The 11,632-nt window shown below is 70.6% G+C and carries 11 protein-coding genes; 3 read left to right on the top strand and 8 right to left on the bottom strand.

Annotation, left to right across the window (positions count from 1 at the left end; translation table 11 throughout):
- Window positions 1-29 precede the first annotated feature (29 nt).
- A complete protein-coding gene (gene sigJ, locus I0C86_RS34385; RefSeq protein ID WP_196205481.1) occupies window positions 30-1,013 on the bottom strand; it encodes an RNA polymerase sigma factor SigJ in 984 nt (327 codons plus the stop codon).
- Between the two features lie 472 nt (window positions 1,014-1,485).
- Here sigJ and I0C86_RS34380 point away from each other — a divergent pair, with 472 nt between their 5' ends.
- Window positions 1,486-2,112, top strand: coding sequence for a DUF47 domain-containing protein (locus tag I0C86_RS34380; RefSeq protein ID WP_192766660.1), 627 nt, complete (start codon window positions 1,486-1,488; stop codon window positions 2,110-2,112).
- 3 nt (window positions 2,113-2,115) lie between these two features.
- Window positions 2,116-3,117, top strand: a complete 1,002-nt coding sequence (locus I0C86_RS34375) for an inorganic phosphate transporter (protein ID WP_196205480.1) — start codon at window positions 2,116-2,118, stop codon at window positions 3,115-3,117.
- A gap of 53 nt (window positions 3,118-3,170) precedes the next feature.
- Here the strand turns inward: I0C86_RS34375 and I0C86_RS34370 are convergent, their stop codons facing one another.
- Entirely contained in the window at window positions 3,171-4,139 is a 969-nt protein-coding gene (locus I0C86_RS34370) for a Gfo/Idh/MocA family protein (protein ID WP_196205479.1), read from the bottom strand.
- 110 nt (window positions 4,140-4,249) lie between these two features.
- On the opposite strand from I0C86_RS34370, the gene I0C86_RS34365 reads away from it, so the two are divergent.
- On the top strand, window positions 4,250-5,080 hold the full coding sequence (locus I0C86_RS34365; RefSeq protein WP_196205478.1) for an NUDIX hydrolase: 831 nt from the start codon (window positions 4,250-4,252) through the stop codon (window positions 5,078-5,080).
- Window positions 5,081-5,215: 135 nt separating this feature from the next.
- Here I0C86_RS34365 and pstB read toward each other — a convergent pair whose 3' ends face one another.
- The 6 genes from pstB to I0C86_RS34335 all read right to left on the bottom strand — a co-directional run.
- Complete coding sequence (gene pstB, locus I0C86_RS34360; protein WP_196205477.1) at window positions 5,216-5,992, bottom strand: phosphate ABC transporter ATP-binding protein PstB; 777 nt, start codon at window positions 5,990-5,992, stop codon at window positions 5,216-5,218.
- A gap of 15 nt (window positions 5,993-6,007) precedes the next feature.
- Window positions 6,008-7,096 carry a phosphate ABC transporter permease PstA gene (pstA, locus tag I0C86_RS34355; protein WP_196205476.1) on the bottom strand — a complete coding sequence of 363 codons (1,089 nt, stop codon included), beginning with the start codon at window positions 7,094-7,096 and terminating at the stop codon, window positions 6,008-6,010.
- Entirely contained in the window at window positions 7,093-8,220 is a 1,128-nt protein-coding gene (pstC, locus tag I0C86_RS34350) for a phosphate ABC transporter permease subunit PstC (protein WP_196205475.1), read from the bottom strand. Before pstC ends, pstA begins: the two co-directional genes overlap by 4 nt.
- A 50-nt stretch (window positions 8,221-8,270) precedes the next feature.
- Window positions 8,271-9,374 carry a phosphate ABC transporter substrate-binding protein PstS gene (gene pstS, locus I0C86_RS34345; protein WP_196205474.1) on the bottom strand — a complete coding sequence of 368 codons (1,104 nt, stop codon included), beginning with the start codon at window positions 9,372-9,374 and terminating at the stop codon, window positions 8,271-8,273.
- 343 nt (window positions 9,375-9,717) lie between these two features.
- Window positions 9,718-10,707 (bottom strand): mycothiol synthase, encoded by a 990-nt coding sequence (mshD, locus tag I0C86_RS34340; RefSeq protein WP_196205473.1) that lies wholly within the window; start codon window positions 10,705-10,707, stop codon window positions 9,718-9,720.
- A gap of 46 nt (window positions 10,708-10,753) precedes the next feature.
- Window positions 10,754-11,632 (bottom strand): polysaccharide deacetylase family protein (locus I0C86_RS34335; protein WP_196205472.1); only part of this gene is annotated, 879 nt, incomplete at its 5' end.

The following is an 11,632-nucleotide window of genomic DNA, read 5'->3' as shown; positions in this document are numbered from 1 at the left end:
GTCCTGGCCGATCGGAGCCCCGCCAGCGCCTAGCCGGCCCGCGGGGCTCCGATCGGCCAGGACTGCTCGCCGGGGGCGAGCTGCGGCACCCGAACCAGTTTCATCGGGTTGACCTGGTGGTAGAGGCGGGTGAGCCGGCCCTGCTCGGCGACGAACCACATGACGCCGCGCAGCGGCATGCCGGGCCGGTACTCCGCCTCGATCTGGAGGCCGAGGCTGCCGTTGACGAGCACCGGCACGATCCGGAGGTTCCTGGCCTCCTGCGACGCCTGCCGGAACAGCCCCAACGCGAACCGGGCGACCTTGACGGCGCCGACGATCGGGTGCCGGGAGGTCGGGAACAGGCCGCCGCCGTCGCCGACGAGGACCACGTCGGGAGCGAGCACCTCCAGCAGCCGGTCCAGTTCACCGGACTCGGCGGCGTCGAGGAAGGCGGTGAGCAGACGTTGGTGCTCCACCGGGTCGGCGGGTCGGCGGGGGCTGCCGTCGGCCACCGCGCGCCGGGCCCGGGAGGCGAGTTGCCGGGCCGCGGCTGGTGCGGTGCCGAGCACCGTCGCGATCTCGGCGAACGGCACCGCGAACACGTCGTGCAGGACGAACGCGACCCGCTGTTCGGGGGAGAGTCGTTCCAGCAGGGTCAGCAGGGCGATGCCGACCTGGTCGACGTGGGCCGCCCGTTCGGCCGGGTCCGGCGCGAAGCCGTCGGGGCCGCCGGGCAGGGCACCGGCCGGGCCGGGCAGCCGGCTCACGACCGGCTCCGGCAGCCACTGCCCGTGGTACGCCTCCCGGCGCACCCGGGCCGAGCGCAGCACGTCGAGACTGATCCGGGCGGTGGTGGTGGTCAACCAGGCCCGCAGGTCGCGTACCTCGGCGCGGGCCTGCGGGGTGGTCAGGGCGGCGGCGTAGCGCAACCAGGTCTCCTGGACCGCGTCCTCGGCCTCCGTCCGGCTGCCCAGCATCCGGTAGGCGACCGCCATCAGGTGGTCACGTTCGGCCTCGAACTCGCTCGCCATGTCCCGCCTGGCCGTCTCCCCGTCCGCTTCGCGTCTCTCCCCGCTCGCTTCGCGTCTCTCCCCGCTCGCTTCGCGTCTCTCCCCGTCCGCTTCGCGCATGTCTGCGAGGTTAGCTTCGGGCTCGCTCGTACCGGCGGGCATCGGGCCGTGACGGGTGTCTCAGCCGGGCCGGTCGGCCGGGAGCGAATCGTCCGGCGGGTGTGCCGGTGCGGTGTTCCGGGTATTGCGGCAAGTTGACCGGTTTCCCGCTACTCGGGGCAAGCGACGCGGTTTGTCCCCGCCGGGTGGTGGTCCCGGCGCAGGCACGAGAGAGTGGCATGGCACCGTCAAGATGAACGACAGGTAAATGGCAAATGAACCACCTCTGACCAGGGGTGGGCCGGGCAAAATCTCGATCCGAGGTTTCCTAGCATCTCCCAGGGGCAGCCTCCTGCGGCCCGCCACCCGTCCGCCGACGCAACGAGGTTGTGCCGTGAAGTTTTCCCTCCGCCCATCCGAGGGCGCCTTCTACGAGTTGTTCACCAGAGCCGCTCAGAATCTTGTGCGCGGCACCGAACTGCTCAACGAACTCGCGCTGCCCGGGGTCGACGTGCAGTCGGTCAGTGAGCGACTCACCGAGGTCGAGCATGACAGCGACCAGATCACCCATGATCTGTACAAGAAGATCAACTCGACGTTCGTCACGCCCTTCGACCGGGAGGACATCTACCGGCTGGGTTCGCTGCTCGACGACGTGATGGACCACCTGGAGGCCGTGGGCAACCTGCTCTACCTGTACGGGTTGACCAAGCTGCCGTCGCTGCCCCGGGAGATGCACGAGCTGGTGAACGTCCTGGACCAGCAGGCGAAGCTCACCGCCGACGCGATGCCCCGACTCAAGTCGATGAAGGATCTCGAGGACTACTGGATCGAGTGCAACCGGCTCGAGAACGACGGCGACCAGGCGTACCGGATGTTGCTGGTCCGCCTCTTCTCCGGCGAGTACGACGCGCTGACCGTGCTGAAGATGAAGGAGGTCGCCGACGAGCTGGAGGCGGCCTGTGACGCCTTCGAGCACGTGGCGAACACCGTCGAGACCATCGCGGTCAAGGAAAGCTGACCGGTGGATCCCGAACTCATCGCCGTACTGGCGGTGATCGCCGTCGCGCTCGTCTTCGACTACACCAACGGGTTCCACGACGCCGCGAACGCGATCGCCACCAGCATCTCCACCCGGGCGCTCACCCCACGGGTCGCGCTCGGCATGGCTGCCATCGGCAACTTCATCGGCGCGCACTTCGGCGCCGACGTCGCCAAGACGGTCGGCAGCGGGCTGGTCGCCCTACCTGCCGGCGTCTCCGGTCTCGGCATCGTCTTCGCCGGTGTGATCGGCGCCATCGCCTGGAACCTGATCACCTGGTACTTCGGCCTGCCCTCGTCGTCCACGCACGCGCTGATCGGTGGGCTCGTCGGGTCGACGCTCGCCGCCTCCGGCACGGTGCTCTGGGGCGGGATCGCGGAGAGCGTCGTGCTGCCGATGGTGATCTCTCCGGTGGTCGGCTTCCTGCTCGGCTACATCGTCATGATCGCGGTTCAGTGGATCTTCCGGAACGGACAGCCCGGCAGGCTGAACCGGGGCTTCCGGTGGGCCCAGACCGCCTCGGCGGCGGCGATGTCGATCGGGCACGGCATGCAGGACGCCGCGAAGACCATCGGCATCGTGGTGCTCGCCCTCTTCGTCGGCGGCCACCAGAACAGCGCCGAGACGATCCCGGAGTGGGCGTTCTGGACCTCGGCGACCGTGCTGGCCCTGGGCACGTACGCGGGTGGCTGGCGGATCATCCGTACCCTCGGTCGAAAGATCATCGACCTGCGCCCGCCGGAGGGCTTCGCGGCCGAGACGGTGGCCAGCGGAGTGCTCTACTTCAACGCGCTGGTGCTGGGCGCGCCGATCTCCACCACCCACACCATCACCTCGGCCATCATGGGCGTCGGCGCCACCAAGCGGCTCTCCGCCGTCCGGTGGGGCGTGGCCGGAAACATCGTCGGCGCCTGGGTCCTGACCTTTCCCGCCGCCGGCTCCATCGGCGCCCTGATGTTCTTCCTGGTGCGCCCACTGTTCTGAGGCGTTAGGAAGGGCCCCTTCTACAACAAAAAACGATAAGAAGGGGCCCTTCCTTACAGGTAGTGCACGCCGATCTGCTGGCGGATGTCGTCGAGCAGGCCCATCACCTCGAGGGTGACGGCGTGCGGGACCAGGGGGCTTTCGAGGAGGCCGGCACGCAGGCAGCGCTGCACCTCGGCCGCCTCGTGCTGGTAGCCGGAGCCGGTGAGGTCGATGGGGAGGAGTTCCGGGGCGACGCCCGCGCGGTGCAGGGTGACCCGGGTCGGGCGGTAGAACGGCGGGGCCAGCTCGATGCGGCCGGTGCGGCCGGTGATGCTCGCCGTTACCGGAGTCGCGCCGATCATGCCGCAGCCGAGGGTGGCGACCGCGCCCGAGTCGTAGCCGAAGACGATCCCGGTGTTCTCGTCCACGCCCTCCGGGCTGATCTTCGCCCAGGCGCGGACCTGGTCCGGCAGGCCGAGCAGCAGGTGCGCCAGACTGATCGGGTACACCCCGAGATCCAACAGGGCGCCGCCGCCGAGGGCGCGGGCCCGCATCCGGTGCTCGGGCGGGAACGGCCCGCCGACCCCGAAGTCCGCCTGCACGCCGGTCACCTCGCCGATCGCGCCGTCGGCGATCAGTTCCAGAATCCGGAGTACGACGGGATTGCACCGCATCCACATCGCCTCCATCAGGAAGACGTTGCTCGTGCGGGCGGTGTCGACGAGTTGCTGGCTGCTCGCCCGGTCCAGGGTGATCGGCTTCTCGCAGAGCACCGCCCTGCCGGCCGACAGGCAGGTCATCGTCGCGTCGAAGTGCGCGGCGTGCGGGGTGGCGACGTACACCACGTCGATGTCGTCGTCGGCGGCGAACTCCTGCCACGACCCGTACGCCCGGGGCACGCCGTGCCGGTCGGCGAAGATGCGGGCGGTCTCCGGTGTCCGTGAGCCGACCGCGACGACCTCGGCGTCCGGTAGCAGCCGGAGGTCTTCGACGAAGGTGGCGGCGATGTCACCGGTGGCCAGGATGCCCCAACGAGTCATGCCGGCACGGTAGCCGAGCGGATCCGGCGGCCCGCGACTCCCCTGCCAGGCAGGATGGCGGCCGTCCGGGCGGGCGCCACCGGTGTCGATGGCCTGGCTACCCTCGCAACATGCCGTCCTTCGCCGCCCCGGAGTCGATCATCGAGCACGCCCGCCGGTTCTACGCCGAGGGCGCGGTTCCCGTCCCGGCGCGGCCGGCGGCGACCGTGCTGCTGCTCCGTCCGGACCAGTCCGGACGGGAGGGCTTCGAGGTGTACGTTCTCCGCCGCGCCGCCACCATGACCTTCGGTGGGATGTACGCCTTCCCCGGCGGCAGTGTCGACCCCGGCGACTCGCAGATCCGACTGGACCTGTCGGGGCCGGAGCCGGCGCAGTGGGGGAAGCGGCTGGGGCTGCCGGCGGGTCAGGCGCAGGCGGTGGTGTGCGCGGCCGCCCGGGAGGTCTTCGAGGAGGCGGGCGTGCTGCTCGCCGGGCCGCATCCGGAGGCCGTGGTCGGCGACGTCAGCGGCGACGAGTGGGAGGTGGCCCGGCAGGCGCTGGTGACCCGGCGTACCGGCTTCGCCGACCTGCTCCGGGACTGTCGACTGGCCCTCCGGTCCGATCTGCTGCTGCCGTGGAGCCGTTGGGTCACGCCGGAGTTCGAGCCGCGCCGGTTCGACACGTACTTCTTCGTCGCGCTGCTGCCGGCGGGTCAGCGGCCCCGGGACGTCTCCGGAGAGGCCGATCACACGATGTGGATCCGCCCGGCGGACGCGTTGGCGCGGGCGGAGGCGGGCGGGATCGCCATGCTGCCGCCCACCGTGATCACCCTGGCCGAGGTCGGAGCCTGCCCGGACCTGGCCGCGTTGCCGGCCGCCGCCGCCGGGCGTGACCCGGCCCGGCCGATCATGCCCCGCGTCGAACTGGCTCCGGACGGCAGCGCCCGCTTCGTGCTCGACTGACTGTGAGCATGGCGGGGTCGGACCCGCCTGTCGACCGCTTCCGCGACGCGGTCCGCGGTGGTCCTCGGCGAGTCCGGGTACGCGATTCGCCCCGGCCCGCCAAGAACCGTGATGCCTCGCCGGGGCGTGGGCGGCTCAGCCGAAGCGGCCGGTGATGTAGTCCTCGGTCTTCTTCACGCTCGGGTTGCTGAAGATCTTCTGGGTGTCGTCGTACTCGATGAGCCGGCCCGGGTCGCCGGTCCGCTCGATCGAGAAGAAGGCCGTACGGTCGGAGACCCGGGCCGCCTGCTGCATGTTGTGCGTCACGATGATGATCGTGTAGCGGTCCTTGAGCTTGAACATCAGGTCTTCGATGGCGAGCGTGGAGATCGGGTCCAGCGCCGAGCACGGCTCGTCCATCAGTACCACCTGCGGCTCGACCGCGATGGTCCGGGCGATGCAGAGCCGCTGCTGCTGGCCGCCGGAGAGCCCCGCGCCGGGCTTGCCGAGCCGGTCCTTGACCTCGTCCCAGAGGTTGGCCGACTTCAGCGCGCGCTCGGCGGCCTCCTCCAGCACCGACTTGCGGCGTACGCCGTTCAGCCGCAGCCCCGCGACGACGTTGTCGAAGATCGACATGGTGGGGAACGGGTTGGGACGCTGGAAGACCATGCCGATCATCCGGCGGACCGCGGTCACGTCCACGTCCCGGTCGTAGATGTCCTCGTCGTCGATGGTCAGCCTGCCGTTGACCCGGGCACCCGGCAGCACCTCGTGCATCCGGTTGATGGAACGGAGGAAGGTCGACTTGCCGCAACCGGACGGGCCGATGAGGGCGGTGACGGTCTTCGGCTCGACGGTGAGGTTGATGTCCTCGATCGCCTTGAACGAGCCGTAGTACGCGGTGACGTTCATCGCTTCGATGCGCTTGGCCATGGTGGTCATCCTTTGTTAGCGGCCGAACCGGTTGCGACGGGCTAGCAGTTTCGCCGCGATCGTCAGGATCAGGACGAGGGCGACCAGGGTGAGCGCCGCTGCCCAGGCCCGGGCCGGCGCGTACCGGGAGGCGTCCCCGGCCTGCTGGTAGACGTAGAGCGCCAGCGATGACTGGTTGTTCTCGAACGGGTTGAAGTTGATCGCCGCACCGCCGCCCGCCACCAGCAGGACCGGCGCCGTCTCGCCGGCGGCCCGGGCGACCGCCAGCATGACGCCGGTGACGATGCCGGGCAGGGCGGTGGGAAGGACGATCCGCAGGATGGTCTTCCACTTCGGGATGCCGAGGGCGTACGACCCCTCGCGCAACGGCGCCGGCACCAGCCGGAGCATCTCCTCGGTGGACCGGACGATGGTGGGCAGCATCAGCACGCTCAGCGCGAGCGAGGCGGCGAAGCCCGAGTAGCCGGGGCGGCCGTTGTTGAAGATCGGCGAGATGATCAGGATCCAGAAGGCCAGTACGAACAGGCCGGCCACGATGGACGGGATACCGGTCATCACGTCGACGAAGAACCGGATCGTGAAGGCGAAGCGGCCCCGCCCGTACTCGACGATGTAGATGGCGCAGAGCACGCCGAGCGGCACGGTGATCAGGGTGGCGACGCCGACCTGCTCCAGCGTGCCGACGATCGCGTGGTAGGCGCCACCGTTCGGGTCCCGCGCCCCGATGTTGTTCATCGAGGTCTGGAAGAAGTTTCCGTCCAGCCGCTCGGCGCCCTTGCTGACCAGCGTCCAGGTGACCGAGACCAGCGGAAGCAGCGCCAGGACGAAGGCGGAGTGGATCAGTGCGCTCCAGGTGCGGTTGCGCGCCTGCCGGCGGCCCTCCACGACGTTGCTGGCCAGGTAGAGCCCGGCCAGGTAGAGGACCACGGCGAGGGCCACCACCAGGGCGGTGCCGCCGATGCCGGTGCCGTAGACGAGTGCGGCGGACAGCACGACGGCCGCCACCGCGATGCCGAGGGCGGCCAGCGTCGGCAGCCGGCGGGTCCGCAGTTGCGGACGCTGACCGGGTGCCGCGGCTCCAGGTGCGGTGGTCAGTGTGCTCATGCGGCAGACTCCGTGAACTCCCGGCGCCGGTAGATGATCGCCCGCGCGGTGATGTTGACGATCAGCGTGATGGAGAAGAGGACCAGGCCGGAGGCGATGAGCGCGCCCCGACCGACGTCGTTGGCCTCGCCGAACGCGTTCGCGATGTTGGCGGCGACGGTGTTCCCGCCGTTTTCGATGATGTTGAACGAGATGTTGGAGACGATTCCGAGGGTCATCGCCAGGGCGATGGTCTCGCCGAGCGCGCGGCCGAGGCCGAGCATCGTGGCGCCGATGACGCCGGGTCGTCCGTACGGCAGGACCGCCGTGCGGATCATCTCCCACTTGGTGGCGCCGAGGGCGAGGGCGGCCTCCTCGTTGGCGGTCGGGGTCTGCCGGAACACCTCGCGGGAGAGCGAGGTGATGATCGGCAGCACCATGATCGCCAGCACCAGCGAGCCGAGCAGGATCGACTTACCGAACGGACCGTCGCCGCCGAAGATCGGGATCCAGCTGAAGTACTTGTTCAGCCAGACCGACAGGTCCCGGACCGGGCCGTAGAAGAAGTCCCGGCCCCAGAGCCCGAACACGACGCTCGGCACCGCGGCCAACAGGTCGATCAGGAAGCCCAGGGCGGTGCCGATCCGGCGGGGCGCGTAGTGGGACAGGTAGAGGGCGATGCCCAGCGCGACCGGTACGGCCAGCAGCAGCGCCAGGATCGAGGTGAGGAGGGTGCCGAAGGCCAGCGCCCCGATGCCGAACCTCGGCGACGACTCGTTCGGGAACCAGCCCTCGAAGGTGAAGAAGTTGGCGGTGTTGGCGTTCAACGCCGGAACGGCCTTGGCGATCAGGAAGATCGCGATCGCCACGATGATGACCAGCACCATCGTGCCGGCGGCCATGGTGAGGCCCTGGAAGACGCGGTCCGCGCCGAAGGCGCGGCGCCGGGGCAGCGCGCCGCCGCCCCCCGGTCCATGGCCGGTGCCGCTGTCGCCGCCCCGGCCCCCGGCTCCGTTCGGAGCGCGGTGCGCGGGTGTTCCTGGCACGTCGACCGACAGCGCGGCACCGGCGACCCGGGCGTGACTGGTGGTCACGCCCGGGCCGCCGGTGCCGGCGTTGGCCGAGCCGTCTGGGGTGTCGCCCATCTGCTCGCTCGCTCCGATTGACGAAGTTATGAGGGGGATCCAGCGGTGGTTCAGGCGAGCGCCTTGACCGTGCTCTCGACCTTGGTGCGGACGCTCTCCGGCAGCGGGGCGTAGCCCAGCTCGGTCAGTTCGGCCTGCCCCTCGGTGCTGGCGGCGTAGCTGAGGAAGCCCTTGACCAGCGCCAGCTTGTCGGCGGCGAGGCCCTTGTCGCAGACGATCTCGTAGGTCACCAGGACGATCGGGTACGCCCCGGCCTCCTTGGTGTTGAAGTCGATCGACATCTTCAGGTCGTCGCCCTCGCCGGTCACCTTGGCGCCGGCGATGGTCTTGGCGGCCGACTCGGCGGTCAGCGTGGCGTACTCGCCCGCCCCGTTGCCGATCTTGGCCATCTTCAGGCCGCCGTTCTCGGCGTACGACATCTCGACGTAGCTGATGCTGCCGTCAGCCTGCTTGACCGCGCTGGCCACGCCGTCCGACTTGGCCGCACCGGTGCCGCCCGGAGCCTTCCACGCCTTGCCCTTGCCGAAGGTCCAGTCGGCCTCGGCGGTCTTGCCGAGGAAGTCGGTGAAGTTGTCCGTGGTGCCCGACTCGTCGGAGCGGTGCACGGTCTGGATCGTGGTCGACGGGAGCTTGGCACCCGGGTTGTCGGCCTTGATCTCGGCCGCGTCCCACTTGGTGACCTTGCCCGCGAAGATCTTGGCGACGGTGGCCGGCTTGAGCTGGAGGTTGTCCAGGCCGCTGACGTTGTAGACGACCGCGACCGGGCCGATCACCATCGGCAGGTGGATCGCCTTGCCACCGACGCACTTCGCGTCGGCCTTCGGCTGCTCTTCCGGCTTGAGCGCCGAGTCGGAGCCGGCGAAGTCGGCGGTGCCGGCGATGAAGGCCTGGATGCCCGCACCGGAGCCGCTCGGCTCGTAGTTGATGGTCGAGCCAGCACACTTCTGCTGGTAAGCCTTACGCCACTCGTCGACCGCGTTCTTCTGCGCCGACGAACCCTGGGCGTTGATGGTGCCCGTGGCGCAGTCGGCCGCTGCGGAGGAGCCGGCGGCCGCAGGCTCGGTGGGCTCGTTATTGTCCGAGCCGCACGCGCTGACTGCCAGTGCCGTGGCCAGAGCGAGGCAGGCAATGGTGCCGTGCCGCTGGAGCTTCACCTGAAAGGTTCCCTTCACCTTGTACGAGAGCTACCCCGGGGCGCTGCCCCGGGAGCCGGCTGGTGGCCGGGTTACTAAGGGAAAAGTTAGGAGCGCCAGGTAGCCGGTTCGCCGGTCGTGAGTGAACGCAGGGTGAACAGGGATAGCCGGCTGGATGACCGGATCCTGAGGGCGAGATGTCCGTTCCGTGAACCGTGGGACTGGTGCGGCATGAAGTGCTGTTGGCACCGGTTCATCACCACGTACGGAGCCGTGTTCTCCGCGCCGGCGGGCCTCGCCGGACGGTGATCGAGCGGGCTGCTCGACGGGTCCGAGTGGGCTGCTCGACGGGGGCTCGAGCGGGCTATTCGGCGGCCGTGGCCGGTCGACGGTACTGCACGTGTCGCAGCCAGTTCGCGAAGCCGAGCCGGATGTAGAGCGCCATCGCCCGCTCGTTCGACTCGTCGACGTACAGCATCACCCGGGTCAGCCCCTGGTTCCGCAGGTGGTGCAGGCCGGCGAGGCTGAGCGCCCGGCCCAGTCCGCCCCGGTGCGCGGTGGGATCGACGCCCAGCACGTACACCTCACCGATCGCCGGGGACCGGCCGACCGCGCCGTGCACCTTGGTCCAGTGGAACCCGACGATCCGCCCGGTCGAGTCCTCGACGGCGAGCAGGAACCCGTTCCGGTCGAACCAGGGCTCGGCGAGCCGGAGCCGCAGGTCGGCCAGGGTCCACCGGCCCTGCTCGGGATGGTCGGCGAAGGCTCGCCGGTTGACGGCCAGCCACGCCTCGTCGTCCTCGCCGGGCCGGAACGCCCGGATCGACACCCCGTCGGGCAGTTCGGGTTCGGGCAACGGGTCCCGCAGCGACCGGCGCAGTTGCCACAGCACCCGGGCCCGGTCGAACCCCAGGTCGAGAGCGAGCGCGGCGGCGGACGGGTGATCGCTGTGCGCCCAGACCAGCAGGTCTCCGGCGCCCGTCGACGTACCGCCGGACGTGGCGGGCCGGGCGTCGCCGGCCGCCTCGGCGACCGTCGCCTCGACCAGGAGCCGGCCCAACCCCTGCCGGCGGTGCATCGGATGTACGACGAGTTCGGCGCCGACCCCGCCACCGTCGTTCCGGAACTCCAACTGGGCGTACCCGAACAGGAGCCCGTCGGATTGCCGCAGCGTCAGGTGGGTGACCGTGCCGGGCTCGGCGTTCCGGAGCCGCAACGCGGCGTCCTCGGAGAGCGACTCGGTCCCGTCGGCGGCGCCCGCGACGGTGGCGAGCGCGAGCACGGCCTCGACGTCGTCCGGGGAGGGTCGTTCGAGTCGCGTCACCCGGTGGTCGGTCGTCCTTGCCCTGGTCACCGCCCAACCGTAGACCCGGAATCCGGACGACCTCCGGCCGGACCGCTCAGAACGGGGTCGGGAGCCGCGACGGGGGTACGGCCGACGGCCCGGGCGGGGTGGCGGTGCCCGGCGGCCGGGGGTCGCCCGGTGCCGCGTCGGCCGACGGCGTGCCGTTGTCCGGCGTTCCGTCCGCCGGCGGTCCGCTGGGCAGGGCGACGAGCCCGAAGCGGCGGCTCAGGTTGACGAGTATCGGGTACAGCGCGTTCATCGTGCCCTGCCGGTTGCCGCCGGCGTCATGCATCAGCACGATCGCGCCGGGGAAGGCGTTGCCGGTAACCGTCGCCACGATGCTCCCGGCGCCGGGCCGGGTCCAGTCCCGTGGATCCACCGTCCAGTGCAGCGAGGTCATGCCCAGGTTCCGGGCCGCCGCGACCACCGACGGGGTCCAGTTGCCGCCGGGCTGGCGGAAGTAGGCGATCCGGGCACCGGGAACGGCCGCCCGGATCGCCTCGTTGGTCCGGGTGAGGTCGGTCAGGATGGCGGTGGTCGATCGGCCGCCGAGGCCGACGTCGTGCGCCCAGGAGTGGTTGCACAGGGTGTGTCCCTCGGCGACGATGGCCCGGACCAACTGCGGGTACGCCTGCGCGTTGCCGCCGACCAGGCAGAAGGTGGCCTTGACCTGGTACTCGCGCAGGATGGCCAGGGCCTGTGGCGTGTAGCGGGGGTCCGGTCCGTCGTCGAAGGTGAGCGCCACGTACGGGGAGCCGGTGGTCAGCCGGGCGCCGGACGGCCCGCCCTGTTCCGCCGGTAGCTGGGGTGGCCCGTACTCCGGGGTCAGGTCCTCGTTGCCGTGCCCCGGGGAGGTGGCGCCCGGTCCGGGCGTGCCGCGCGGCGCCGTCGGCGGCGCGGTCGTGGGCCGGGCGTCGGGCGGGGTGTGGGAGCC

The sequence above is a fragment of the Plantactinospora alkalitolerans genome, assembly GCF_015690345.1.
GTDB lineage: Bacteria > Actinomycetota > Actinomycetes > Mycobacteriales > Micromonosporaceae > Plantactinospora > Plantactinospora alkalitolerans.
The sequence above is the reverse complement of the archived record's forward strand: the minus strand, read 5'-3'. Positions and strand labels throughout refer to the sequence as shown.